Source organism: Paenibacillus sp. URB8-2, from assembly GCF_013393385.1.
Classification (GTDB): Bacteria; Bacillota; Bacilli; order Paenibacillales; family Paenibacillaceae; genus Paenibacillus_AQ.
The window spans coordinates 941,315-967,735 of the sequence record NZ_AP023239.1 but is presented as its reverse complement, the minus strand read 5'-3'; the positions used below and the strand labels follow the sequence as shown (position 1 = coordinate 967,735).

The following is a 26,421-nucleotide window of genomic DNA, read 5'->3' as shown; positions in this document are numbered from 1 at the left end:
CTTGTTTGTCGCCGTTCAACTTAATGTCTCAGCAGCAACTTTTATAATATATCATATCGGGCCGTTTAATGCAAGCTCTTTTTTTAATTTCTTTTTGAAGCAGAACTCGTATTTCTTGGCCGGAATTAGAATATACCATGAACTCAAAATGAATGCAAGCATTAATTTGATTTTGACTTCAGGGCCACTCGTTATTCCGCAAGCTGAAATCCATACCTCGTCCAGAACCGTTCTTCCAATTCGGTATAATACTCCGGAGAGACGACTGGGCGGGCTCCGCGCAAAATTTCCCGGAGATAGTGCCCTGGCGGGGACATCTCTAAGTTTTTGTCCACAACAACGAACGTTACCGCATCCTGCACGCTTCCGTCTTCGCACTGAACAGGCAGAACCGCTGGACGATACATCCCGCTGTCTACGCCTTCCCTGAGATATAGGTACTCATCAAGACATTCCGTTGGTATCCGGTAAAGCTTCCCCTCCGTTTTGCCCCCGGTTTCAACGAGATCGGCCCGCCCGCCGTCCTTGGCCCTATACGTAAATAGAAGATTGAATCCGTCCGCTGCCGCACGCCCCTTCACATCCTCAAACCATCCTGCAGCTCCTGCGTGAGTGATTCTTTCCAAGTCCATGCAGCTTCCATAGGCAAAATAAAACACATGCGAATTCTGCCTCACCAGATGCAGCTTCCAGTCCCCGTGGGCAATCACGTCGTCCTGCTTCCGCTTCAGGTATACATACACCCAGGCTTCCTGCTGTCCGCTGTCCGTCGTCACAACCGCTCTAATCCGCTCATATTCATTCGCCGGATCCCCCTGGCCGTAATAATCCTCCAGTTCATCCAGCCGGGCCAGCACTTCCGGTGACACTTCATACAGCTCGCCTGCCACCACGCCGGAGCCTTCCTGTACCATAGCCGGATAGCCCTGCCGCGTATCCATTAAAACTCCCTTGGTTTGCGCCATCAGCGCAATCGGCCGGGCGTTGCACAATAGATGATGATTTTCCTCACCCTGCCGCAATGTTCCGTATACAAAAACAAGTTCCATGTTGTGTTTTCCCTTCTTATCAGGATGTAGACTTTCTTTTCGCTCTATCATACCACTCACTACTTACTATGAAGAGATTTAAAAGGACAGTAAATTGCCTAACCGGATGCTTTAGAGCACATGGATTACAAGTAAACGGGTTACATTAATACCATGCTTATCGCCTAAAGGAGGAGAACCATGGACAGTACCCATGAATTTGTAGAAAAATTGCACGACACTCAGAAAAAAGACGAAAAAAACAAGCACCGCGCAAAAGGCAATCAAGGCAGCAAGCTCCCGAACAAGCAGCACAGCACGAACAAATAGCATGCGCTATGGCTGTAGCGTTAGCGAATGGTAATGGACCTTACGCAAAAAAGCGCCCCGAGCTTATGATGACCGGGGCGCTTTTGCATTATATGAAGATAAGCCTATCAAACACCATATTCTCCCGAAGCAAACTCGTTCTCCGAAATCACCTTGAACCCTTCCCGTCTCAGCAAAGCCGCCGTTACGCCTTCTCCAGGGATTTTATTGCCCGCAAACCAGCCGTCATAAATCATGTTACTGCCGCAAGAGGGGCTGTTTTCTTTTAGAACGATGAGCGAAGCATGGTGCTCCCGCGCCGTTTCGAGAGCTTTATAGGCCCCCGCGACAAAAAGCCCGGTTACATCCTTGCCGAACCGGTCAATGACCTTGGCCTTCCCGGCTAAAACGTCTTCTCCTGTTCCAAAGGCAATCTCGGCCGGCTCGCGCGGCGTAGGACAGCCGCCGAACACTTCAGGGCAGACAAGCACAGCCTTGTTCTCACGGGTCAATTGTTGAATTTTCTCCTGCACATTATGTGAGCCGTCATACCTGCACTCGACACCGGCAAGGCAAGAGCTGACGAGAATCATGGCTGTTTCCTCCTTTGCTGGAGATACTTAACCGCAGGCTGGAGCTGCTCTCTGGCTGCCAGGCACATCCCTGTTTAAAATCTGGTTCGGTTATTTTACCGAAGACCATTTGCTTTCCAGCCACTTGTCGAAGCCTTCGCCCTTTTCGCCTTCATAGGCGTCATACACGTCGATTCTCATCTTCTTCAGCTTCTCTTTGAACTCTTCATACGTATGTTCCCTGGGAAGGCTTTTCTTGATCCGCAGCAGAATTTTGGCCAAGCCTTTGAACAGCTCGGGCTTGTCCTTGGAAGGCGCCGCCACACTCTCACCGAATGCTTCAAGCTTCCGGTAAGCCGCTTCCTGCACAGTGTACACCGGATCGCTTTCCACCAGACGCGTCAGGATGTCGATAACCTGTCTGTGAGGGTAATTTCCCAGCTCCTCGACCGCGGCAAGACGGGCTCTCCAATCCGCGGAACGTCCTGCAGCCTTTTTCAATTCCGCATAATTCTCAGGCAGTCCATTGCTCGCTTCTTCGGTGCTTATTTCCTCAACGTTCATTTCTTCATTATTCAAACGGCACAATCCCCTTCTGTGATCAATCTTGTGATAGGGATATTTTAGCTTAGTCCGGGGCAGGACTCAACATTCGCACTAAAACAGGGCTCTTTATGTAAAACGGGGGAGTCAGATATTGCTCGCTTTTTCGGATCAAAGCAAAAAAGGGCGGCCACCCCTTATGGGACAGCCACCCGTTCATGTATAGCCATGCATTTCCCGTATAACTGTTGCCTCAACCCTACCGTACCTCCACCTTAGCCTTCCGGTAAATCAGCGCCCCGAGGGAGAACGCCGCCGCGCCCCACAGGGTGAGGATGCCGATGCCGCTCCAGAACGCGGCGTTGAAGAGGCCGGAACCATATACCATGCCGTCCCGCATCCCTTCCACGAAATAGGTCAGCGGCAGCACCCGGGTGACTGGTTTCAGCCAATCGGGCAGACTGCTGGTGGTGAAGAAGACGCCGCTGATGAACATCATCAGGAAGCTGGTGATGTTCGCCACGCCCATGTAGGACTCCAGGGATTTGCTGAAGGAAGAAATCAGATAGCCGAGGGCGTTGAAGGCCAGAACCCCGATGAAGAAGGCGATTATCAGCACCGGCAGATTAAGATGCAGGTTCGCGCCGAAGCCGAAGACGCCGATGACGGTCAGCAGGACAATCTGCACGAAGCTGAGCACGAAGCGGACCATCATCCCGCCGAGGCCGTACAGCCCCATCCGCATCGGGGTCATGCGCAGCCGCTTGAGCAGGCCGGACCTGCGGATCTCGACCATGTCGACCATCCCGAACAGTCCGGCCTGGGCGATGGACAGGGAGATCATGCCGGTCAGAAGGAAATCGGCGCTGCTGATGTCCTTGCTGCCGCTGGACACCGACGACGTCTGCAGCCGGTAAGCCGGTTCGATTCCCGCCGCGGCAAAGCTGGCTTCCTGGACGTACCGGTCCAGAATGCCCCGGATTGCCTGGGTGGTGGCGTTGCTCTCATTCTCGGCATTGACGATCAGGCGGATGTCGCCGCCGCTGCCGTTCTCCGGCAGAACGATGGCCGCGTCCACATCCTTGCCCTTCACCCACTTATCAGCCTGGGCACTATCCACGGCCTGCTCCGACTTCCACTCGAAGACCGGAATCTTCCGCAGTCCGGCCTCCAGAGAATCGCTGGCCGCACTAGACGCCGGCTTAACCAGCGCCACCTTCGCCTTGAAGTCTCCGCCGTCCCCGCCTCCGCCGAAAATAACCATAAACAGCACCATGAGAATAACCGGGAAAAATAAATTCCAGAACCAGACCGCCTTCTCGCGGAACATCGTCTTCAATTGAGCAATAAATAATTTCTTGAGCTGGGTGCCTGCGTTCATGATCAATCCCTCCATTCCTTGCCCGTGAAGGCAATAAAGACATCTTCAAGGCTCATTTCGCGAATGGATACATGCTCGACCCGGTAACCCTGCTCCTTGGTGAATCCAAGCAGTCCGTACAGCGCCTGCTCCGGTTCAGGCGACCAGAGCGTCAGGTTCGCGCCGTCCCGTTCCATCCTTACAATTTCTTGAAGGTCCCTTAGCGCTTGCTCGGTCCGCGCAGCCGCATCTTCCCCATCGAAAAAAGACAGCCGCACTTCCCGCTCCCGCGTCAGCTTGCCGATTAGAGCCGCCGGCGTGTCGAGACTGATCACCGTACCCTGATCGACGATGCAGACGCGGTCGCTCAGCTTCTCCGCCTCTTCCATGTAGTGCGTCGTCAAAATAATCGTCGCGCCCAGCTGCTTCAATTGGAGAATAATATCCCAAATGTTGCGGCGTGCCTGAGGGTCGAGTCCCGTTGTCGGCTCATCGAGAAAAATCACCTGCGGGTCGTTGATCATCGCAAGGCCGATAGCCAGACGCTGTCGCTGCCCGCCGGACAGCGATTTAACCCGCTTGTTCCGGTGCTCGGTCAGATTGATCATTCCCAGCACCTCTGCAGTCGATTTGCGCTTAGGGTAAAATGAAGCGAATAAGTCCAGATTCTCCTCGGCGGTGAGCAGATCGAACAAGGCGCTCGACTGGGGCTGTACGCCGATCCGCGTCTTGATCTCGCTCTCGTCCTTGCCCCAGGACAGTCCCGCAATGGCAATACTGCCGGCATCCGGCGGCTGCAAGCCTTCGATCATCTCCAGGGTTGTCGTCTTGCCCGCTCCGTTCGGTCCGATAATCGTAAAGACTTCTCCCGCTTCCACCGTGAAGCTGATGTCTTGAACAGCCTTGACCTCGCCGAAATATTTTCTCAAGTTTTTAACCTCAAGGATCGTCAATGGTACCCCTCCCATATCTCCGTTTCTGCAATTCAGCTCTATTATAATCCGAAGGCCGAAATGGCCCAAACCGTCCGCAAGCCGATTTTGGACTCGGTCCAGGGACGTAGTCAAAAATAACCCGCTTCGTCGTTTGGGCCGAATGCGGGTTTTAGTTCTGTAGGCTTCTCAGAAGGCGCGCTGCTCATTTCTCCTCGCCAAATGCTTTTCTCCATGTCCATAAAAAGGGCCGCAAAGCGAAGTAAAGAAAGTGCAGGCGCCTCGGCAGCGGCAGCGTCTTCGCATCCGCCGCATAAGGATGCAGAAATCCGAGCGCGTATAGAAGCTGCTGCCCCCACGACAAAATCGCCGGCTGATAATACCGGTAATGCCGCTCTACTTCAGGCGGCAGCGGCGGATTATGCAGATTGACCATTCGCCCCACGTAGAACATGGCAAGCCGGGCCAGGCGGCGGGCTTTTGGCCTCTCCGCCAAGCGGGACAGGCCGGGATCGATCGGCGCCTTCAATAAATCGGCGGCCAACAGAAGGGCCTGTCCTCCGACATCATCATAGCCATACCGATGAAGAAGCCGGGTCAATGTGCCGGGGTCCGGCTGCTTCAGCAGCAGTTGCTTGATATCCAGCAGCCATCTCAATCTTGACCAGCCGTGCCTGGCTCCGTGCGCGGACAAGAACAGAAACAAATCCTCCGGTCCCAAATAATGAATATTCCGGCCCAGGAGGTTGCTGGTCCCCCTCCGCTCCCACAGTTCATCGAAGTCCGGCTCTCTGGAAGGCGCCGGATTCAGTCTCCAGTGGACCTCGGCCTTAATATTGTTGCCGGGGTGGTGGAACGTCTTATGATGCTGCCTCCATTTCCAATCTCCCAGAATAGTCTCGAATTCTTCTTCCTCTACATAGCCGAGCCTGACTAGCAGGGCTTCCGCTTCGGCCAGTTTGCCAATGGGCACGATAAAATCGAGGTCGCGGGACGTGCGGAGCGAGATATCGCCGTACAAATCCTGCGCCAGCACCGGCCCTTTCAGGAAAAGGGCCGGGATGCCCGCGTCAGCCAGCTTATCGGCCAGCCTGCCCATTTCGCCGCTGAGGTGGAGCATCTGAACGGTATTTTTACAGTATTCTTGCTTCAGCCATTGGACGAGCTCTGAAGGAATCCGCCCTTCACGCATGCGGCTAAGCTTGGGATACAGAAAAGGATACACGCGATGATGCATGGCAAGCCGCATGAACTGCTTCCAATCGATGTCCGCGAACATCTCCGACTGCCGGTCTGCCACCTCGTCAACTTTGTCCGCGGCAAGCAGAGCAAGAAGAAGCAATAGTTCCTTAGATAAAATCCCGTGATCTATCACATTCCGTTCATCCATAGGGAATTCTCCTTCTGCCGCGATGTCTTTTGAAGAGAGCGTATCACCGCTGCCAGAAATATGTCAAACTCTATGCCTCTCTTGCATTAGCTGGCTACTAATCATTACTAGGCTACTAATTCCGCCTGGTCTAATTCCCATGGCCCCCTCAGCGGATCGGCTGTTCAGGCGGAGCCTGTGTTTTCCTGCAAACCTGCAGGTTTTGTCGGCTGATTTACTTGGAAAGAAGGAAATAGCTGCGATCGTGCAGGCATTGGATGCATACACGCCGGAATGAGGAGAATGGAAGTGTAATGCATGCATCTTTGCAGGTATTGGGTTTGGAGTAGAAGCTTATAGAAAAAAAGGTGTACACCTGCAGGCATTCCTCGCAACTGCCGCCACTTTGGCCACCTTGCCTTGAAGGGGATCAAGCTATGTAAAAAAACAACCCGCTCCGGCGTTTAGACCGAATACGGGTTGAAGCTGTCGTTTCATTTTGGAAATGGCGGACTGCCTTACACCATTATTTTGCAAATATCGTTTGTGAACTCCACCGGATCGCCGACCGGCAGCCCTTCGATAAGCAGCGCCTGGTTGTACAGCAGATTCGTGTAGAGCGCCAGCTTCTCCTTGTCCTTGTTCTGGGCATCCTTCAGCGACTTGAAGACGTCATGGTTCACGTTGATCTCCAGCACCTTGTCGGCCTGGACATCGCCGGCGTTCGGCATCGCCCGGAGCGTTTTTTCCATCTCGATGGTCAGATCGCCTTCAGAGGACAGGCAGACCGGATGGGATTTCAGCCGTTTGGACGCCTTGACGCTCTTGACCTTGCCGCCGAGCACGTCCTTCATCGCTTCGAACAGATCCTTGTTCTCGGTATCGGCGCTTTCCGCCGCCTTCTCCTGCTCCTCCGTGTCGATGCCAAGGTCGCCGCTGGAGACGGATTTGAACTCTTTGTCCTTGTAGCTCATCAGGATTTTGATGGCAAATTCGTCGATATCGTCGGTAAAATACAAGATTTCGTAGCCTTTATCGGCCACCAGCTCCGTCTGCGGCAGCTTCTCGATCCGTTCGATGGACTCGCCGGAAGCGTAGTAGATGTATTTCTGATCCTCGGGCATTCTCGATACGTATTCGTCCAGGCTGACCAGCTTCTTCTCCTTGGAGGAATGGAACAGCAGGAGATCCTGAAGCGTATCCTTGTTGACGCCATAATCATTGTATACGCCGAACTTCAACCCTCTGCCAAACGCGTTGTAGAAAGATTCGTACTTCTCTCTCTCGTCCTTGAGCAGACTTAGCAGAGCGCTCTTGATCTTGTTCTTGATGTTCTTCGCGATCAGGCTCAGCTGGCGGTCATGCTGAAGCAGCTCGCGGGAGATGTTCAGCGACAGATCCTCGGAATCGACCATGCCTTTCACGAAGCTGAAATAGTCGGGAAGCAGGTCGCCGCATTTGTTCATGATGAGGACGCCGTTCGAGTACAGCTCGAGGCCTTTTTCATATTCCTTGGTGTAATAATCGAAAGGCGTATTCTCCGGAATGAACAGGATCGCGTTGTACACCACCGCGCCGTCGGCGCTGATATGGATATGCTTCAGCGGCTTATCGAAACCGTAGCGCTTCTCCTGGTAGAAGTTCTCGTAGTCCTCGTCCTTCAGCTCGCTCTTGTTCTTGCGCCAGATCGGGACCATGCTGTTGACGGTCTGCTCTTCCGTAATTTCCTCGTACTCGTTCTCCGCGCCTTCCTTCGGCACGCTACGGGTAACGTCCATCTTGATCGGATAGCGGATAAAATCGGAGTATTTCTTGATGATCGATCTCAGCCGGTACTCTTCCAGATATTCGTCGTAGTTGTCTTCCTCGGTGTTCTCCTTGATCTTCAAAATAATATCGGTGCCGACCGAAGCCTTCTCGCAAGGCTCAATCGTATAGCCATCCGCGCCTTCGGACTCCCATTTGAGAGCCGTATCGCTGCCGAGCGGCCGGCTGATCACCGTAATATTGTCGGCTACCATGAAAGCGGAATAAAAGCCTACCCCGAACTGGCCGATAATATTATGGCCGTCCTTCGCTTCGTTCTCCTTCTTGAAGGCAAGCGAGCCGCTCTTCGCGATAACGCCGAGATTGCTCTCCAGCTCTTCCTGCGTCATGCCGATTCCAGTATCGGAGACGCTCAGGGTGCGGTTCGCTTTGTCGACAGTGATTTTAATGAAATAATCCTCTTTGTTGAATGTGAGCGTATCGTCGGTCAGCGCTTTGTAATAAATCTTGTCAATGGCGTCGCTGGAATTGGAAATGAGTTCGCGGAGAAAAATCTCGCGCTGCGTGTAAATCGAGTTGATCATCATTTCCAGCAATCGTTTGGATTCCGCTTGAAACTGCTTTTTGACCATGCCTAGTCTCCTTCCAAGATAAAATACAAATGAACGGTTCGTTGTAATGTATATTTTAGCACTCTAACTCATTGAGTGCTAATCCCTATTTTTATATACCACATTCATAAAATGAGGTCAATATCCTAAAGTCGAATCTAAAATTACCCCTGTGGACAGTTGACTTTGGTATAGCTGAATGTTAACTTATTATTATAATAACGTTCTCTATAAAGAACATGGAATCGTATTGAATTCCTTTGATTTATCCTCCCAAATTTCCTATTAAGGAGTGGATTATCAATGATGAAACAGCCAAAGATTTTATCGATAGATACCGTTCTTGTTCAATGCGAAGGAAACATTGTCAGCGATATGGATGGCGAAAAGGTGATGCTGAGCGTACAAAAAGGAAAGTATTTTAACCTGGGACAGGTTGGAGGAGATATTTGGAGCGCAATCAGCACTCCCCGGTCTGTAAAGGAAATTATAGAATCTCTTCAGCAAATCTATGAAATTGACGCTGACATTTGCGAGCAGGACGTCATTCCTTTTTTACAGCATCTGCTGAAAGAAGATCTGATCCGTGTGGCTGATGCCGAATGAAGCTCGTAAGCAAACTCCGGTTGTTGTTCACATTGGACAAGACTACCCTTTTGTTTTATTTGGAAGCCTTTGTGCTATTGGGATGGGCCCGCACCCTCCTCTTCTACAAGTTCTCCAAAGTGGCGCCTTCGCTCGGTGAAAGAGGACAAGAGACGGATCGGGACAGCGATTCAGAACATACTCCCTCCATGAGGCATATTGCCAATTCCATTAATACGATCAGCAAATATACACCGTGGGACAGCAAATGCCTGGTAAGGGCTATAGCGGGTATGAAAATGCTGGAGAGAAGGGGCATCGGCAGCACCCTTTATTTAGGAACGGCCAAGGACAAGGACGGAAATCTGATAGCCCATGCTTGGCTTCGCAGCGGTCCTTATTATATTTCCGGAGCGGAAGTCATGGATCAGTTCGTTGTTGTCGACAAATTCGCCAAATCTGCGGGTACCAGCTAAGTAACGGAGGTCAGCTATGATCGGTAAACGGATACAACAGCTTCGTAAAAAGAAGAACTATTCCCTTACGGAATTGTCCGAAAGAGCCGGAGTTGCCAAATCTTATTTAAGCTCGATCGAACGCGGAATCCAGAAGAATCCCTCCATTCAGTTTCTGGAAAAAGTCGGCTCCGTTCTGGGCATAACCGTAGAAGAATTCCTGCATTCGGATCAGCGGAAGGAAGACGCCGAGCAGACGGATATGGAATGGAACGACTTAATTAAGGAAGCAATGCACTCCGGCATCAGCAAAAGAGAGTTTCGCGACTTCCTGGAGTACAACAAATGGAGGATGGAACGACGGTAGCCAGCGTGAACTTATACTTTCTGATATTTCAAAAAAAAGCCCTCTCTCCAGCAATTACGCCTTCGAGACGGCTCTGTTTTACTTCGCTTTTTCCAGTTCACTCTCCGCATAGCCTCCGGGATTCACCGATTGCCACCGCCACGTATCTTCGCACATCTCTTCAATTCCGCGGACAGCCTGCCATTGCAATTCTTCATTCGCCCTGGACGTATCTGCGTAGCAGACGGCGATATCGCCCGCTCTTCGTTCTGCAACCCGGTAAGGTATGGCCTGGCCCGACACCTTCTCGAAGGCCCTCACCATCTCCAGCACGCTTAAGCCTCGGCCCGTTCCCAGATTGTACACATCCACAGAGGTGCGCCCCATAATCCGCTCCAGCGCCTTCAAATGGCCATGCGCCAGATCCACGACATGAATATAATCTCTTACGCCCGTGCCGTCGACTGTCGGATAGTCATTCCCGTATACGCTGAGCGTGGCCAGCTTGCCGACGGCTACCTGGGAAATATAGGGCAGCAAATTGTTCGGAATGCCGTTCGGATTCTCGCCGATCCGCCCGCTCTTGTGGGCTCCTATCGGGTTAAAATAGCGCAGGATCGAAATGGCCCAGCGGGAATCGGACACCGCAACATCACGCAGAATGTGTTCGATCATTTCTTTGGTGCGTCCATAAGGATTGGTGGCGCCGACAGGAGAATCCTCCGTAATCGGCACAGACTCCGGAGCGCCGTATACGGTCGCCGATGAGCTGAAGACAATGCGGAACACCTCGTATTTCTGCATCACCTTGCACAGCGTCAGGGTGCTCAGCAGATTCGTATGATAGTACTTGAGCGGGTTCTCCACCGACTCCCCCACCGCTTTAAGCCCCGCAAAATGAATCACGGCCTCGATAGGGTGCCGGGCAAATACGTCGTCCAGCCCTTCACTGTCCAATAAATCGAGCTCATAGAATGGAAATGTCCGGCCCGTGATCTCCGTGATCCGCCGGATTGCCTCGGGATGGCTGTTGGCGTAATTATCGACAATCACAATTTCGTATCCCGCTTCGAGCAGTTCCACCGCAGTATGGCTGCCGATATAGCCGGCGCCTCCGGTAATTAGAATAGCCATGCCATCATCCTCCGTTCTTCAAATGGGGCTTGAACTTTAAGGTGACTTTGCCAAACATAATCTTGGTAATGCCCTGAAGGTATTTAAATTCTTCCTTCCGATGAAATACCGCGAAGTAGATCAGGTTGACGGTTGCAAACGCGACAATTCCTTTCACTATCAGTTGTGAAAAATTCCCCGCATGGATAAAACCGCTTGTATAGTACGCCGCAAAAAAAGCGCTTATCCCAATCAATGAATAATAGGCATATTTCAGGTAATAGTCGGCGACGGGCAGATGGAACACCTTTTTATAGACCAGATAGGGCGTCGTCCAGAAGGGCATGGCCAGGGTGCCGAACAGGGAGCCGATAAAGACGCCGGCAATGCCGATCTGCCGCACAAGAATAATGGAAACGCCAAGTCCGAGGACGGCCTGGGCCAGCGGAACGAAGCGGTCTTCATGAAAAATACCGGCCGTCGTCTTCACTGTGCTGATTGGATTGCGCATTCCCCGTTCATAGAACAGCAGCAGCAGGACGAGCAGAACCCCGCCGGTCATCAGGAACTTTCCGCCGATCCAGAGCGCAATAAACGGTTCGATCAGGAGATACAGGAGGATCGTGAGCAAGGAATACAGCCAGAAACTGAGCAGCAGCATCACTTTATAGACACTGTATATCTTCTCCCCGCTCTCACTGGATACGAGATTCCCGACACTGTGGTACAAATTGCTGAACACCTGATTGATAAAGGTTCTGGCAATATCGATCAGCATTTTATAGTTGGAATACAGGCCCACGGCCGCGATGCTGACAAAGGTGGAAATCAGAATATTCTCCGTCCCGAGCACCAGATAGCTGCCGATGTTCTGGATGACGATCGCTTTGACATTTTTGATGATTCCGCCTTTGGTTTCCGCGTCGAGCTTGCCTGCGGCCTTTTGCCTCAGATAGGGATATTTCCGGTTGGCGGTCATGGTCAGAAATACCGAGGTAACGATAGTCAGGATGCTGTCGATGATCAGGAACAGGATATAATTCGCAGTAAAATACAGGATGCCTATTTTGAGACTGGTTGAAAGAATGGAGGATGCGGAATACGCCACAGTCACGATATAGCTCTTCTGGTTCACATTCAGGAATGAATTTTTATAAGAGAAGAGATAAGGCGTCACCGTATTGAGCAGGAATATTAGATAGATAAGATATAGATGATGTATGCTTGTGTTTTTGACGATTTCATCAAGAAAAGGGAGAAGGGACAGGCCCAGCGCCGTGACGACCAGTGCGATGACCAGATAGGCGCTGCGGTACAGCCGCATCAGCTTGTTGATCTTCTCGTAATCGTTCTCCGCAATCGGCTTATATAGACTGTACATAATACTTGTTCCGATTCCCGCCTCCGCCAGCGTCAGCATCGCGAGAATATTCGTGAACAGTCCATTCACGCCCAGATACTCGATGCCGAGGCTGTTAATGAAGACGGTTCTGGATACAAAGCTCAGCAGGGTTATTACCAGTTGATTGCCGATGCCCGCCGTTATGTTGATGATGGAGTTTTTTACTCTCATGGCCATCCCCTATATCCTTTTCAGTGTGCTTGAACGAGCTAGGGCCGCTGCAGCATAAGCTTCCTCAGCCGCACCAGACATGTGGCGGTGAATAAAGTCAAAGGATGTATTTCCAAATAGCGGGCCGCCTTTCTCAGACCGGTTCTGCCTCCCACAAAATCGTAGTACAAGTTGTAGTTGGAAAGCCTTCCCCGCAAATCATAGTCATAATGCTTAATCTGCTGTTTGATATAAAGAGCCGTTCCTTGCGGATTTTCTGAAAAAATCCGTTTCATATTATGGGTCAACCCATCTTCGAGGTAGTCGCAAATATAAATGGTTTGATTAAACCACCTCAGCTTCAGACCGTCGTAGGCCATGCGGTCCCACACCGTCGATTCCGTAATGAATTTTTCGCCCTCGATTTCGTCGAACTTGTAATTTCTTAAAATTTCTGTATAAAAAACCTCGGCCTTATCGCCGGTAATGCCGAGCCGGGTTCTTTCCAGCGAGGTGGCGTCCACATATTCGCCCTCGAAAGTGGTCCCCAAAACATGCTGTTCATTCGCTCCCCGGTTTCCGGCGACGCCACAAAAACGGCTCTTGTCCGTAAGCCCCTCTTCCCATTTCATGATGCTCTCCAGCGCATCCGGCGTCAGGCGGTCGTCCGAATCGACGATAAAGAACAGCTCGCCTTCCGCCAGATCCACCCCCTTGTTGATCGCCCGGTGCTTCCCCCCGTTCTCCACCCTGTAATAGCGGACAGAGAACCGGTTCTGCTCTCGCAGCCAGGTGTCAAACAGCTCATGCGTTCGGTCGTTCGAGCCGTCGTCGATCACCAGCCATTCGAAATCGGCGAAGGTCTGGGCCTGCAGCGATTGATACAGCTCGGGGAGGATATACCCCCGGTTATAGGTCGGGGTAAAGACGGTTATTTTCATCTCGGCTCCCCCTTCTCATGGAAAGTGTTCAGATACCGGTTGACCGTGCGGATCGCATAGCCTTGGGTAAAGGGCAGAACATCGAACAGCATCGAGTAGACGCCGATATCTTTCGTGTCTCCTTGCGAGAAATCGACGGCTCCGCTGCGTCTCGTCACCCCCATAAGGTACTGCATGGCGGTTTCTGCCGATAAACGGCAATCCGCAGAAATGCGTTCGATGGCGGAAGCCCCCATGAGAAACCAGGACAGGGTAGCCGCCGCTGAAGAGTCCGGCCGGCATTCGCCGCGGGTAACCGTCCATTTCCAGCTGCCGTCCGGATGCTGGAAGCGCATGACCGCCCGGGCATACCTCTCTACGCTGCGTTCAAGAGCGGACTTGTGCCGGTGATCCGGGGGCAGCTGGCTCCAGGCGTCGATGAGTCCGATGGCGAACCAGCCGAGCCCCCGGCCCCATCCGTACAGCCCAAGCGGGATACGGTTCTCTACTTTGTAGGCATGCACCGGGATATGATGGGAGTCAAGCATCCCGTATTGCTCGTATTCGGCAATCTGCTTAACCGCCAGATCAACGCACTCCGGCTGATCGTACTTTAAGCCGTAGGCCACAAGGAAAGGGCAGATGAAACCGACCGTGTCCACATAGCGGTACCCTTCCATCGATTGGCGGTAGCTTACGGTCCCGTCGCCGCCCAGATGCTCCCGGATCAGTTCCCAGATGGCGTGCACTGCCGGCTCATACCGGTCAGAATCGATAAAATCAAGGCTCATGATCGCGTAGGCAAGAATAGCGGTGTCCACATGCTTCGGCTGTTCTTTCCATCGGCCGCCGCCGTCCAGTTTCGAATCCAGGAATTTCATGATGCTCTGCCTGGCGGCAGGATCGTCGTTATGCCGCAAATATTCGCTGAGGCCGAGCAGCAGGGCGGCCTCCTGCCAATGCTGGATCGCGCTTTTCGTATAATTCCCCCTGAGCATATCCAGCACGATGAGGCGGGTATTATCGGTGACTTTAATCGCGGGCATTCTGCTAAGCCAGAATAAGCCCCTCACGGTCAGAGCGCGGCTCCAGACCTGCTTGTCGCTATAGCGGCCGATATGTATCCGCCCAAACCAGCTTTTCCAGACAGGGATAAGATCAATGGCAACGGCGATGACAACAATAGCAAGAATGAGATAAAGCAGAAGCTGTATAACCATCTCGGGCAAATCCTTTCGGGATCGTATTTAGGCTCAAGGCTCACTTCACATAGCCGACGGAGCCGTCCATCAATTGATCCGACATTTGTCTGCACATATCCGGCGAAATCCGGCGGCCGATCGTCCAAGTCTCGTCGTACAAGTCCGACTGTTCCATCTTCTCCTTATGCTTTTGAATATACGCCTCGGTTGTGGACAGAACTCTTGCAGGATTGCCTGCAACGACCATGCCCTCCGGCACGGATTTGGTCACGACGCTGCCTGCGGCCACGATTGAGTTCTTTCCTACGGTTACGCCCGGCATTATCAAAGCTCTTGCTCCGATAAAGGCCCCGTCTTCAATGACGATCTTCGCTATCTTCGTATAATCCAGATGCCGCTTGGTGCTTGCGTCGTGAGCCAATAAATACACCTGCGGAGCGAAAGTGACATTATCGCCGATTTCGATCAGCCAACAGTGCGCGTAGTCGATTGTGGCGGCGCCTAACCCGTGGCAGCCCCGTCCGACCGTCATTCCCTGGTTGATACATGCATTGATGTTCAATTCCTCCGCGCTGATTCTCCCCAGCCGAAATGCGATGGCTTTCTTAACTCTCTCGAACATGGGCTCACCCCTTCACGAGATCAATTCATAAAGTTTATTCACTTCCGCTTCCGTCCCCAGCTTCTCCCGGGACAGACGTTCCGCCCAACGGGTCCTCAGCGGTACGTCCTCGATGACTTTCCGTATTCCCTCGGCAAGCTCTTCCGGATTCATCCCGGCGATCCAGCCGTTTAGCCGATGTTCAATCTGTTCCTTGGCGGTGCTGAAATTGGTGACGACGATCGGTTTCGCCATGATTTTGGCTTCATCGACGGCAATGGATTTCCCCTCGAACCGCGAGGGCTGGACGTAAATGTCTGCCGACTTCAAGTAAGGATAGGGATTATCGACCGTTCCCAGCAGCTTGAAGCATTCTTCCAGACCGTATTGCCGGATCAGCCGGGTGCATTCCTGCAATTCCTGATCGGTCCCGTAACCGAGAACATTCCAGCGGATTCGGTATCCTTGCTCCACCAGAATCCGGCAGGCTTCTATCGCAATGTCGATTCCCTTCACTGGACTGAGCCGCGCCACGGTTGTAATATTCGTACAATCCTTGCCGGAAGCGGGCGGCTTCGGCATTGCCAGATCGGACATCCGCCGGATAATGGATGGTGAAACGATATTATGGATCACCTTGATCTTGCTAGTTTGATTCTTAAACGCCTTGTGCAGCGCGCTGGCGCATTCGTCAGAGACGGTAACGATATAATCCAGCCGGTCAAAAAAAGGCCTGTCGATCGCCGCATCCATCCGCAGGCTGGCGTAATTGGTATGAATCCAGCCGATCTTGACCTTCGCATCCACCTTGTCGATGACGCAATAGATCGGATTCTTCTCAAGGAAACCGATGGCCGCATCATATTTGCCGCCAATCCGGGGGATCGAAGCGGAAACATATTTCCACGCCCGCTGCTCGGAGCGGGCTTCATTCTTCTCGGTTACAAAGATGTACTGCGCGAACAGCCGGGCAAGGGCCACCTTGAGCTTGCCTTTACGGAAGCAGTCGGCGAACGCCGTTTTGATCGACATATTAAAATAAAGATTATCCGGAGGCGGCTTCATCAAATTCACGGACCCCGGAATCTGGGACATGAACAAGCCCTCATGCCTGAACAGAAACAGGTCGACCTCGTAGCGGGAATAATCCAATGTCTGCAGCAGAGAAATCAGGGACTTCTCCGCGCCGCCGCAGTGAAGATTATTCATAATGAACAGCAGCTTCTTCTTCATTGCGCCTCACCTACAAGCTTATAAAGTTTATCGATCTCTTCCTCCGTGCCCAGCTTCTCCCAGGAAAGATTGCGGGACAGCCGGGTTCTCAGCTCCGGGTCCTCAATCAGCCGCACGATTCCGCGGGCGATATCCTCCGGATTCATTGTGGCAATCAAGCCGTTATGCTCATGTCTGATCTGATCCTTGGCGGTGCTGAAATTGGTGACGAGAATCGGTTTATTCAGGATTTTCGCCTCATCAATGGCAATGGATTTGCCCTCGAACCGGGAGGTCTGCACATAGAAGTCGGCATGCTTGATATAGGAGTACGGATTGGTCATAAGCCCCAGCAGCTTGAAATTCTTCTCCAGACCGTTCTCCCGGATGAGCCTTGTCAGCTTGGCCTTCTCCTCTCCGCTTCCAATAATATTCCAGCGGATATCGTATCCTTGGGTAACCAGGAGCTTGCAAGCCGCAATCGCCAATTCATAGCCCTTCTGGGGATGCAGGCGGCCAATGGATAGAATCACGATTTCATTCCCGGACCGTCCGTAGACGTCACCTTTGGCCTGATCGGCCATTTGCCGGATGATTCTCGGGGAAATAATATTGTAGATCAATTCAATTTTGTGCCGCTGCTCCGGAAACCGTCTGCCGAGAATGTCGGCGCATTCCTCCGACACAGTGACAATGTGGTCCAGCCGCTGAAAATACCCTTTGTCAAACTCCGGGTCCATGCCCAGTTTGTCGTAATCGATGTGAACCCAGCCGATCTTTTTGACAGCGCTCACTTTATCGACGCAGAAATAAGTAGATGTCTTCTCAAGGAAGCCGATAGCAACATCGTATCGTTTCTCCAAGGGCTCCACCGACCTTGAAATATACTTCCAGCTGTATTGCTCGGTAACCGCGTGGCTCTGCGAGGTGGCATTCTTGAAAGCAAACATCGCCCGGCTGTATGCCAGAGGGAGCTTTTGCCGGAGCACCAGCTCCTTGACGGAACGGGCAAGCGGCAGATTGAACAGCTTGAAGCTCTCCGGAAGCGGCAGCACATTTACCTCTTTGGGCAGGAACTCCATAAAAATCCCTTCGTGGTTGAAGAGGAACAGGTCGACGGCATATTGCTCGAAATCAATCTGGGAGAGCAAATTAACCAAGCTTTTTTCTCCTCCGCCGGCGGACAGACTGGGCATGACGAACAGTATGTTCTTTTTCATAACGGGCCTCACGCCAGTTCTTTTAAATAATCGACGGCTTTGTATGACATGGCTTTGATTTGGGGAATGGACTTCTGCAAGGTGTGCCTGATCCGGTCCTCTTCTCTCAGCATTTCGTCAAATTTATGAATCAGCTTGGCTCCGCTGGATATTTCCTCGATCCCGAGCACCAGCTTCTCCTCGCCGAAAATATCTTTGGAGATGCCCTTCGACTTCACGCTGTAGCCCAGTACCATGGTCGGCACCAAATTGGAATAAGCGGCTATCGTGGCATGGGTCCGGGCTCCGATGAAAAATCTCATTCTCGCGATATATCCTTTATACTGGATGGCTGTTAGATGATCGGGCAGCAGGATCACCCGGCCGGTATGCTTAAACTCCTCGAAGTATTGCTTCAATACCTCATAATCATTATTCCCGTTCTCGATAACATGGGGAGTGAGAGCAATCGTCATATCTGTAGTGTCCAAAATGTAACGGATCAGTTCCCGGGCGGCTGTACCGGATTGCTTGTTGCGGTTCATCACCAGCGGGCTGAAGTTGAAGCCGACCGTATTTCCGGTCTGCCAGCCTTCGGGCAAGGGCAGCTCTTCTTTTTCCATCGTAAAAGCCGGATCAGCGCATAAACGGACATTGTGCAGTCCCTTGCCCCTCAGCATGTCATAGGTCAGCGATTCGCGGGCCAGGATCAGATCAAACCGTTTCAGATCCTCCAATTTCAGAGCGGTCATATCCTCCTCTCCGATGGAGCAGCCCCACAGGACAAGCTTCTTGCCCTCTTCCTTGACTCTACGGTCAATTTCATACCACCCCGGCTGCTCGCCATAGCAGTAGTTGTCCCCGCCAATCGAGAGATAGACATCCATATCGTTGATGTGCTTAATAATGTTGTGATGGATTTTACCGAAAATAAAGGATTCATCTTTAAAAAACTTCACTTTAAACGAGGACAGGAGCCAGTCATACGAGTACTTCCTGATCGACTTGTCAGACCCGTCGTAAATCCCGTCCAGAGCCGTGATCACCCGGTCGCTTTCCGGCCGGTTCGAGGCCAGATAGACTTTGGAATCATTGATTTTCTCCTTGATGATGGTTGTGGAGGAGCGTACAATCGCCTCGCATCCCCTGTTTAAACTCCCGCCATGTAAAAACATCATGATCTTCATGGCTCCGCCTCCTCGTTATCTGTTTCGCATTCTGCTGTATGCAGTTGCTAAATATAAGCCTGGCACGACCTTCCTTCGGATCATTCCAAGCAGCATTCTCCGGTACCGGTCCGAGTTGCTGAAATGATTCTCCAAATAGATGGGCAGTGCTTCCCTCACGGTTCGGCTGCCGATCATGTTCCTGATATACTTGTATCTTTGGCGCAGCCCCATCTCCCGGGAAGGCTCAAAATATAGATGAATGATGGACATCACCGTATTGATCAGCTTCTCCGATTTCAATTCGGCAATTTCCTTCTCGCCCAGCAGGCCCGTATAAATCTGCGGCAGCCGGGCTTCATAAACCTGAACCGCCCTGGCGAAATAATCCTTCTCCGCTATATTCCGGGTAGCGCTGCCTGCCGTTTCTTTGTAGTGGTACCCGCAATAATCGATGTATACCGCACTGTCCGCCCCGCTGAAAAAAAGGACATTAAAGTATCCGTCCTCCCCCAGCGCAACCTTTGCGGGAAAAGCGACCCGGTTTTCTTTTACAACCTCCGCCTTATACAGCTTGTTGCATACGGAATTGAGCACATCCGATTTGATAAATTCGGGCAACAGCTGCTCGCGGATATATCCCCGGTCAAGCTTTACGTTTCGGGGCAGCGGAAAACTCGTAACGATGCGATGAGAACCTGCGCTGCTTTCAAAATCGGAAATGACGGCATCGCAGCCCCATTGAACGGCGCCGGTATATAACACCTCAAACATATCGGGTTCCACGGTGTCGTCGGCATCCACGAACCCGATATATTGTCCTCTGGCTGCCTTAAGGCCCGCATTGCGCGCGATGCTGACTCCCTCATTTTCCTGATTGATGAATCGAATTCTCGGGTCAAGCGGAAGATGTTCTTCTATAATCGCTCTGCTGTCATCCGTAGACCCGTCATTCACAAAAATAAACTCGCACTCTCCGAGCGTCTGCTTCATCAGAGATTCTATGCATTCTCTAAGATGGGAGCCCGCATTATATACCGGAATAACAACGCTCACTTTAACACTCATAGGTTTAGGCGGCTCCTTCGCATTCATTTAGGAAGGGATCAGCTCATAGAGCTTGTTCAATTCATAGCTGTTGCTGTAGTCTTTATCTTTAAGATTATGAATGAGGACGTTTCTCGTCTCGCGGCTTTGGTACAGGCTTTGAATGGCTTCCGCAATCCCTTCCGGACTGAGCTCGCAGATTCTTCCGTCGACTCCGTCTGTGACCTGGCTTGGCGCCGTGGGGTAATTCGTGATGATGACGGGCTTGCCCAGAATCTGCGCTTCCGTAATCGTTATGGCTTTCCCTTCATAGCGGGACGGCTGGACGTACACGTCGCATCTTTTGATATAGGGATAGGGATTTAATTTTTTGCCCAAAAGGATGAAGCTCTCCTCCAGTTCGTTTCGGGCGATCTGCTCCTTCAGCTCCTGCTCATAGCCTCCATATCCGATCACATACCACCGGATGTCGGTCATCCCGCGGTCGTGCAGCGTCTTTAAAGCCCGAACGGCCATGTCGTAACCCTTGACATAGGATAGCCGGCCGACAGACACAACGTTAAACGTGTTCGTAACCTCGGGCGCATCTTCCGCAGAGGACATCTTCTTGATGAATTCGGGAGAGATAATATTTTCGATCTGGACAATTTTGTGGCGGAGCTCCGGATATGTACTTATAAAAGAGGCCGTACAGTCGTTTGAGATGGAAGCGATGTAATCGAACTCCCGCCACACCTTGAGATCCATCCTGTTGTCGATTTCCAGCTTGCTGTAATCCGTATGAATCCAGGCGAGTTTTTTTCGCGCCTTCACCTTTTTGAGGGTGATGTCATGCGGCCAGCCGTTGCTGATAACTAGATCGTACGTTTTACGGAGACCGGGAAAATAATAGGAAGACAGCTTGGCCTCCCACTGCATCTGGATATAGCCGGGACCTTCGTTCAGCTTTCTTCGCATAGCCCGGATGCGGGCCATGGCCTTCGAGACCAGCCGCACGCCAGCGGCGAGATAGCTTCCGTCCGTAAGACACTCTCGAAGCGACTTTCGGAGCACGGTATACGGCTTCTTTTCCGGCAGCAGATTTACGTCCCGGGGAATCATCTCCATAAAGTCTCCCTGGTGACGGAACACGAGCAGATCGACCTCGTAACGCTCGTAATCGAAAGCTTCCAGCATATTGATCAGACTTCGCTCGATTCCGCCGATTTCCAGATCGTACACCGATATGAGGATGTTCTTCTTCATGGCTGTCCTCCCGATACGGCAGGCGCCATAGCGAATACGTTCGCCCCTGCAATTTCTTTATAGCTGTTCTCCCGCTTGTTAAGGAACAAGGTGTACGGCGGCACCGTCCCTTTGACCACACTCCCGGCCGCAACCACTGAATGGTCGCCGATCACGGTTCCCCGCAAAATCACCGTATTCGCCCCGATCCATACATGGCTGCCAATAATGACCTCATCCTGAAGCAGATGGCTTTCCGAATCCGGCTTATAATTATGGTCATGATCATTGATGCAGACATTCGGGGCGATTTTTACATAATCGCCGATCGCGATGCGGTGAACGCAGTTGATCGTACAGTTATCGTTGATGAACGTCTTATCCCCCAGGCTCAGCTCGCCGCCGTGATCCAGCCGGATGCTGACATTCTTGCGGATAAAAACGAAGCTGCCGAGCTTCAGTCTGGAGTTCCTGTTGAAGATCTCGATCGTGCTGTTGCCCTGCATGGAGAACGGGGCATATGAAATGCTGCCGAAATATATCAGCTTATAGAACAGCCCCCGCACAAATCCGATGAAATGAGACAGGTTCATGGCCAGCGTACTTAACAGGCCCCGTTCGCGGTACTGCCTGTAGACCGTCTTCAACACTTTTCCAATCATCTGTAGCCTCATCTCCCTTCGTTAAGCGGCCGAAGCCGAAATCAGGTAAAGCGTTTGCTCTTCCTCCAGGCCCATAAAAAAGGCCGGAGCGGAACATACAAGAAATGCAGCGGTTTGGGCAGCGGCAGCGTCTCCGCATCCTCCGGGTAGGGAAAGAGAAAGCTCAGGATGAATACGAGCTTCTGAACCGGCGCAAACAGCGCGAATTGATGCCGCTTGTGATAGGAGGCCACATCGTCGGGAACGGGGAGCGAATGCAGATTAACCATCCGTTCCAGATAGAACATCGCCGCCTGCGCCATCGCCCGCGATTTCGGAGCGCGCTCCATTCGCCCAAGCTCACCTGCGATCTCGGCGTCCAGCAATTCCTGGGCCAGAGTTAGCGCCTGTCCGCCGACGTGGTAGTAGCGGTACTTGCGAAGCAGAGCGGTCAGCTTGCCGGCATCCGGCCGCTGAAGCAGCAGCTGTTTAATATCCAGCAGCCACCGCAGTCTCGACCATCCGTGCCGCGCCCCATGGGACACGAGGAACAGAAACAGGTCTTCCTTCCCCAAATAGGCAACCGGCCGGCTGGTCAGCCCGCTGATCCGTCTTCGTCCCCACAGCTCCTCGAAATCGGGTTCTCCGGAAGGAGCCGGATTCAGCCTCCAATGAAGCTCCACCTTGACGCCTTTTTTCGGATGGGTGAAGGTCGTGTGGTGATGCCGCCACTTCCAATCGTTCAGAACGGTATGGATATAATCGTCCTTGATATACCCCAGACTGGACAGCATGGATTCTGCACCGGACAGTTCAGACATCGGGATCAGGAGATCCAGATCGCAGGAGGTCCGCAGGGAGATGTCCCCGTACAGATCCTTGGCAATGACAGGCCCTTTAAGAAAGAGCGCGCGGATATTTCTCCGGGCCAGCTCTCCGTCGAGAAATTCCATTTCAGCGCTTAAATGAAGCATCTGAAACGTATTTCGGCTGTAGTGCGCATACAGGCAGCCGATCACTTCGGCGGGCACTGCATCCTCCCCCAGATTCTTCATCTTGGGATAGAGATTGGGATATACGCGGTGATGCAGCGCGAGCTTTACAAACTCTTCCCAATCCGCCGTGCGGAACAGGTCCGGGAAGCGATCCGGCAAGTCCCAGGTCTTCTCCGCCGCGAGAAGCGCCAGCAGAAGACGCATTTCGGTTGACAGAACTTCCGTCTTCAGGGCAAATAGATTTCCCATGGGATATCTCCTTACTATCGAGAACATAGCGAACGAGAACATAGCGAACGAGAACATTGCGAACGAGAACATAGCGAACAAAAATTATCATTTTTGTTCTATTTAACGAACACAAGTAAAGCGTAACACTCCTGCCTGAAAGTTGTCAATTGCTAAGTTGCACAAAACTATAAATTGATCCGGGATCGTTGGCGGTATGCTATATTGAAATCAGAAAGGGGGACTGAGGTTTGAAGAAAAACATCGTCGTATTCGGAGCGGGAGGACATGCCAAAGCGGTGACTGATGCCATTGAGCGAGAAGGACGGTACCGGATCGCCGGGCTGCTCGACAGCTACAAGGCCGCCGGCTCCGAAGTTTATGGATACCGGATTCTCGGAAACGAACAATATCTTTTGGAGCACCGGGAGGAAATAGACGGCGGCATCGTCGCCATCGGAGACAACTGGGGCCGGGCAGGCATCGTCGACCGCATCTCCTCCCTCTGCCCGGATTTCCCCTTCGTTACGGCTGTCCATCCGGGCGCCTGGATCGCCAGGGGAGCCGTATTGGGACAAGGCACCGTCGTGATGGCGGGGGCTGTCGTTAACAGCGACACGGTCATCGGCGAACACTGCGTGCTGTATCCGAAGGCATCGGTCGATCATGACAGCCGGGTCGGGGATTATGCCACGCTGGCGCCGGGCGCCACGACCGGCGGGAACGTGTCGATCGGCGAATACAGCGTTCTTTCTCTGGGGGCGAACGTCATTCACTCCGTTCGCATCGGGGAGCATACCGTAATTGGGGCGGGGGCCACCGTGCTTGCCGATATCGGCGGATACGCCGTGGCCTACGGAACGCCTGCCGTCATCGCAAGATCGCGCGCCGCGGGCGAGCGGTATTTGTAGATTTGTAGCGGCAGGGATGAACGGGGAGCGGCGCGGCGGGGATGCGCGGTGCAGCCGCACCGCAAGGATCCCGTTGGCGGCGACACCGCAAAAATCCCGTTGGCAGCCGCACCGCAAGGATCCCGTTGGCGGCCGCACCGCAAGAGTCCCGTTGGCAGCCGCACCGCAAGATCTCGTTGGCGGCGACACCGCAAGAATCCCGTTGGCGGCGACACCGCAAGAATCCCGTTGGCAGCCGCACCGCAAGATCTCGTTGGCGGCGACACCGCAAGAATCCCGTTGGTTACGGATTAGTTTTGGTCTCCTGCTGCAAAACGGCGAAAGTGCAGGTTTTTTCGAGCAGAAACGAGAGTCAGCGGGAAAAACCTGCTATGGTGCAGGAATTTCAGGCTTTTCCGGCTGGATTGGAGAGTTGAACCGGCAATAACTGTATTTTTGCAGGCATCCCATCCAGTGAAAGCTCCAAGTCCGAAAAAAGATGTACAATTTCAGGTTTTTGCATTATTGGGTTCATTTGGTTCATGAGTTCGTTTGGTTGATGGGTTCATGGGTTCATGGGTTCATGGGTTCATTTGGTTCATGAGTGCGTTTGGTTCGTTTGGTTCGTTTGGTTCGTAGCACCTCGCTGCAGCTCGTATCGAACCACATGTTTGCCCGTTCCTCCGATCACGGCGATAATCCATGCCTGTTCCCGATTCCGCAAGGTTACGGATTCGCGAACAGCGGGACCGTCCGGAAATCCGGGCGCCTAACGGGCAGGGTTCGCTACCTTCCCCAGTGAGCGCTGAATGCATTCAATCACCCGCTGCTGCTGATCCAGGCTTAAGCTCGAGCCGGAAGGAAGACAAATTCCGGACTGGAACAGCCGCTCGGATACGCATAACGTCTCGCTGTGCGGATAAAAGCGCGAGCCTTCGAACACCGGCTGAAGATGGAGCGGCTTCCACAGCGGTCTGGCTTCGATATTATCGGCGGCAAGCGCTTGAAGCAGATCGCTTATTTTGACCGCGGCTTCCTCTTCGTCAACAGTAAGGGCGGTCAGCCATCGGTTGGAGTGCGTATTCGGCAGTTCCGGCATGAACTCGATGCCCTTCAGCTCACCGAAAGCCGCCCGGTAGTTCTCGAATATCTTTCTTCTAGCCTCCACCCGCTCTTCCAGAACCTGAAGCTGGGCTCGGCCCACTCCCGCGAGGAGATTGCTGAGCCTGTAATTATATCCCGTGACGCTGTGCTGGTAATGCGGCGCCTGGTCTCTCGCCTGCGTCGCCAGGAAGCGCGCTCTGTTTAACGCTTCTTCGTCATCGGAAACGATCATGCCTCCGCCGGAGGTCGTAATGATTTTGTTGCCGTTGAACGAGTAGATGCCGAACTTGCCGAGCGTGCCGCTCGCCTTTCCTTCATAGGTGGAGCCCAGCGATTCCGCGGCATCCTCAATTACCGGCACCTCATACCGGTTGCATACGGCCAGGATTTCGTTCATCTTGGCGCTCTGCCCGTACAAATGAACAACGATGACCGCCTTGGGCAAACGGCCCTCCCGATCGGCGTCCTCAAAGGCCCTTTCCAGCGCTTCGGGCGACATGTTCCAGGTCTGCGGCTCGGAATCGATGAAGACCGGCTCGGCCCCGACGTAACGCACGGGATTGGCGCTCGCTATGAACGTAAAGCTTGAGCAGAACACCCGGTCCCCGGGTCCGATATTAAGCAGGGAGAGCGCGATATGAATGGCGGCCGTGCCCGAGCTCAGCGCAGCCGCTCCGAGGGCGCCGGTATATTCGGCAATCTCCCTTTCAAAGGCGTCGACATTGGGGCCGAGCGGAGCAATCCAGTTCGTCTCGAACGCTTCATCAATATAAAATTGCTCCCGGCCACTCATATGGGGCGGGGACAGAAATATCCGTTCTTTTGCCATCATCATCAACCTCGACTTCCTTCTTCTTTGTTCACGCCTCCCTGAAATACAGGCATGGTCACGTGATTTCCGCTGCTGATGCCTTCCGATTTGACTACTTTAAGCAGGGTCAAGACCAAAATTTTCAGATCCAGAGCGAAGCTCCAGTGGTCGACATACCACGTATCGAGCTTGAATTTCTCTTCCCAGGAAATCGCGTTGCGTCCGTTCACCTGGGCCCATCCGGTTATTCCCGGCTTGACCAAATGACGTCTGGCCTGCTCTTCCGTATACAGCGGCAGATAGCTCATAAGCAGCGGCCTGGGGCCGACCAGACTGATATCGCCTTTGACCACATTCCACAACTGAGGAAGCTCGTCAAGGCTGTATTTCCGGAGAAATAGTCCGAACGGCGTAAGGCGGATATGGTCGGACAACAGCTGTCCCGATTCGTCCCGCTCATCCGTCATCGTCCTGAATTTATAGACATCGAACGGCTGACCATGCAGTCCGGGCCTCTGCTGTTTGAACAGAACGGGCGAGCCGAGCTTCAGACGGACCAGCAGCGCCGTCGCCGCGATAACGGGAGAGAACAGGAGCAATACCGGCACCGACACGGCGAGATCAAACCATCTTTTCATC

27 protein-coding genes are annotated in these 26,421 nt (G+C 52.7%); 6 read left to right on the top strand and 21 right to left on the bottom strand.

Going from position 1 to position 26,421, the window contains the following annotated elements:
- Positions 1-191: 191 nt before the first annotated feature.
- Positions 192-1,049, bottom strand: coding sequence for a gamma-glutamylcyclotransferase family protein (locus PUR_RS04460; protein WP_179034205.1), 858 nt, complete (start codon positions 1,047-1,049; stop codon positions 192-194).
- A gap of 180 nt (positions 1,050-1,229) precedes the next feature.
- On the opposite strand from PUR_RS04460, the gene PUR_RS04455 reads away from it, so the two are divergent.
- Entirely contained in the window at positions 1,230-1,358 is a 129-nt protein-coding gene (locus PUR_RS04455) for a DUF4023 domain-containing protein (protein ID WP_124696411.1), read from the top strand.
- A 107-nt stretch (positions 1,359-1,465) separates the two neighbouring features.
- On the opposite strand, the gene PUR_RS04450 is transcribed toward PUR_RS04455, so the two are convergent.
- The 6 genes from PUR_RS04450 to htpG all read right to left on the bottom strand — a co-directional run bounded on the left by PUR_RS04450 (position 1,466) and on the right by htpG (position 8,512).
- Positions 1,466-1,930 carry a 2-thiouracil desulfurase family protein gene (locus PUR_RS04450; protein WP_179034204.1) on the bottom strand — a complete coding sequence of 155 codons (465 nt, stop codon included), beginning with the start codon at positions 1,928-1,930 and terminating at the stop codon, positions 1,466-1,468.
- 90 nt (positions 1,931-2,020) lie between these two features.
- Entirely contained in the window at positions 2,021-2,458 is a 438-nt protein-coding gene (locus tag PUR_RS04445; protein ID WP_442953827.1) for a HEAT repeat domain-containing protein, read from the bottom strand.
- A gap of 253 nt (positions 2,459-2,711) precedes the next feature.
- Positions 2,712-3,833 (bottom strand): ABC transporter permease, encoded by a 1,122-nt coding sequence (locus PUR_RS04440; protein ID WP_179034203.1) that lies wholly within the window; start codon positions 3,831-3,833, stop codon positions 2,712-2,714.
- Positions 3,834-3,835: 2 nt separating this feature from the next.
- Entirely contained in the window at positions 3,836-4,765 is a 930-nt protein-coding gene (locus tag PUR_RS04435; protein ID WP_179034202.1) for an ABC transporter ATP-binding protein, read from the bottom strand.
- Positions 4,766-4,949: 184 nt separating this feature from the next.
- Positions 4,950-6,134 carry a nucleotidyltransferase domain-containing protein gene (locus PUR_RS04430; protein WP_179034201.1) on the bottom strand — a complete coding sequence of 395 codons (1,185 nt, stop codon included), beginning with the start codon at positions 6,132-6,134 and terminating at the stop codon, positions 4,950-4,952.
- 497 nt (positions 6,135-6,631) lie between these two features.
- Positions 6,632-8,512, bottom strand: a complete 1,881-nt coding sequence (gene htpG, locus PUR_RS04425) for a molecular chaperone HtpG (RefSeq protein ID WP_179034200.1) — start codon at positions 8,510-8,512, stop codon at positions 6,632-6,634.
- 282 nt (positions 8,513-8,794) lie between these two features.
- Here htpG and PUR_RS04420 point away from each other — a divergent pair, with 282 nt between their 5' ends.
- Genes PUR_RS04420 through PUR_RS04410 form a run of 3 tightly spaced genes read left to right on the top strand, consistent with a single transcriptional unit; the run spans position 8,795 to position 9,898 of the window.
- Positions 8,795-9,097, top strand: a complete 303-nt coding sequence (locus tag PUR_RS04420) for a lasso peptide biosynthesis PqqD family chaperone (RefSeq protein ID WP_232101715.1) — start codon at positions 8,795-8,797, stop codon at positions 9,095-9,097.
- The gene (locus PUR_RS04415; protein WP_179034199.1) at positions 9,094-9,552 is read left to right on the top strand and encodes a lasso peptide biosynthesis B2 protein; all 459 of its coding nucleotides are present in this window, start codon (positions 9,094-9,096) and stop codon (positions 9,550-9,552) included. The genes PUR_RS04420 and PUR_RS04415 overlap by 4 nt, the downstream gene beginning before the upstream one ends.
- Positions 9,553-9,568: 16 nt before the next feature.
- The gene (locus PUR_RS04410; RefSeq protein ID WP_124696397.1) at positions 9,569-9,898 is read left to right on the top strand and encodes a helix-turn-helix domain-containing protein; all 330 of its coding nucleotides are present in this window, start codon (positions 9,569-9,571) and stop codon (positions 9,896-9,898) included.
- 78 nt (positions 9,899-9,976) lie between these two features.
- Here the strand turns inward: PUR_RS04410 and galE are convergent, their stop codons facing one another.
- Genes galE through PUR_RS04350 form a run of 12 tightly spaced genes read right to left on the bottom strand, consistent with a single transcriptional unit; the run spans position 9,977 to position 22,998 of the window.
- The gene (gene galE, locus PUR_RS04405) at positions 9,977-11,011 is read right to left on the bottom strand and encodes a UDP-glucose 4-epimerase GalE (protein ID WP_179034198.1); all 1,035 of its coding nucleotides are present in this window, start codon (positions 11,009-11,011) and stop codon (positions 9,977-9,979) included.
- Positions 11,012-11,015: 4 nt separating this feature from the next.
- A complete protein-coding gene (locus tag PUR_RS04400) occupies positions 11,016-12,563 on the bottom strand; it encodes a lipopolysaccharide biosynthesis protein (protein WP_179034197.1) in 1,548 nt (515 codons plus the stop codon).
- Positions 12,564-12,601: 38 nt separating this feature from the next.
- Complete coding sequence (locus PUR_RS04395; protein WP_179034196.1) at positions 12,602-13,483, bottom strand: glycosyltransferase family 2 protein; 882 nt, start codon at positions 13,481-13,483, stop codon at positions 12,602-12,604.
- The gene (locus tag PUR_RS04390) at positions 13,480-14,682 is read right to left on the bottom strand and encodes a glycoside hydrolase family 88 protein (protein ID WP_179034195.1); all 1,203 of its coding nucleotides are present in this window, start codon (positions 14,680-14,682) and stop codon (positions 13,480-13,482) included. Before PUR_RS04390 ends, PUR_RS04395 begins: the two co-directional genes overlap by 4 nt.
- A 40-nt stretch (positions 14,683-14,722) precedes the next feature.
- Entirely contained in the window at positions 14,723-15,286 is a 564-nt protein-coding gene (locus tag PUR_RS04385) for an acyltransferase (RefSeq protein WP_179034194.1), read from the bottom strand.
- A 12-nt stretch (positions 15,287-15,298) separates the two neighbouring features.
- Positions 15,299-16,498: a glycosyltransferase gene (locus tag PUR_RS04380; protein ID WP_179034193.1), complete on the bottom strand. Its 1,200-nt coding sequence runs from the start codon at positions 16,496-16,498 to the stop codon at positions 15,299-15,301.
- Positions 16,495-17,697 carry a glycosyltransferase gene (locus tag PUR_RS04375; protein ID WP_179034192.1) on the bottom strand — a complete coding sequence of 401 codons (1,203 nt, stop codon included), beginning with the start codon at positions 17,695-17,697 and terminating at the stop codon, positions 16,495-16,497. The genes PUR_RS04380 and PUR_RS04375 overlap by 4 nt, the downstream gene beginning before the upstream one ends.
- 8 nt (positions 17,698-17,705) lie before the next feature.
- Positions 17,706-18,863, bottom strand: coding sequence for a polysaccharide pyruvyl transferase family protein (locus PUR_RS04370; RefSeq protein ID WP_179034191.1), 1,158 nt, complete (start codon positions 18,861-18,863; stop codon positions 17,706-17,708).
- A 15-nt stretch (positions 18,864-18,878) separates the two neighbouring features.
- Positions 18,879-19,910, bottom strand: coding sequence for a glycosyltransferase family 2 protein (locus PUR_RS04365; protein ID WP_179034190.1), 1,032 nt, complete (start codon positions 19,908-19,910; stop codon positions 18,879-18,881).
- Positions 19,911-19,937: 27 nt separating this feature from the next.
- Positions 19,938-21,134: a glycosyltransferase gene (locus PUR_RS04360; protein WP_179034189.1), complete on the bottom strand. Its 1,197-nt coding sequence runs from the start codon at positions 21,132-21,134 to the stop codon at positions 19,938-19,940.
- A complete protein-coding gene (locus PUR_RS04355) occupies positions 21,131-21,775 on the bottom strand; it encodes an acyltransferase (RefSeq protein ID WP_232101714.1) in 645 nt (214 codons plus the stop codon). The genes PUR_RS04360 and PUR_RS04355 overlap by 4 nt, the downstream gene beginning before the upstream one ends.
- Positions 21,776-21,816: 41 nt before the next feature.
- A complete protein-coding gene (locus PUR_RS04350; RefSeq protein WP_179034188.1) occupies positions 21,817-22,998 on the bottom strand; it encodes a nucleotidyltransferase domain-containing protein in 1,182 nt (393 codons plus the stop codon).
- 230 nt (positions 22,999-23,228) lie between these two features.
- Between PUR_RS04350 and PUR_RS04345 the strand changes: the two genes are divergently transcribed.
- Both PUR_RS04345 and PUR_RS04340 read left to right on the top strand, forming a co-directional pair.
- Complete coding sequence (locus PUR_RS04345; protein ID WP_179034187.1) at positions 23,229-23,888, top strand: acetyltransferase; 660 nt, start codon at positions 23,229-23,231, stop codon at positions 23,886-23,888.
- A gap of 73 nt (positions 23,889-23,961) precedes the next feature.
- A complete protein-coding gene (locus PUR_RS04340) occupies positions 23,962-24,315 on the top strand; it encodes a hypothetical protein (protein WP_179034186.1) in 354 nt (117 codons plus the stop codon).
- Between the two features lie 321 nt (positions 24,316-24,636).
- Here the strand turns inward: PUR_RS04340 and PUR_RS04335 are convergent, their stop codons facing one another.
- Together PUR_RS04335 and PUR_RS04330 are read right to left on the bottom strand one after the other, a co-directional pair.
- Complete coding sequence (locus PUR_RS04335) at positions 24,637-25,803, bottom strand: aminotransferase class I/II-fold pyridoxal phosphate-dependent enzyme (protein ID WP_179037743.1); 1,167 nt, start codon at positions 25,801-25,803, stop codon at positions 24,637-24,639.
- Positions 25,804-25,805: 2 nt separating this feature from the next.
- Positions 25,806-26,420: a sugar transferase gene (locus PUR_RS04330; protein WP_179034185.1), complete on the bottom strand. Its 615-nt coding sequence runs from the start codon at positions 26,418-26,420 to the stop codon at positions 25,806-25,808.
- Position 26,421 lies beyond the last annotated feature (1 nt).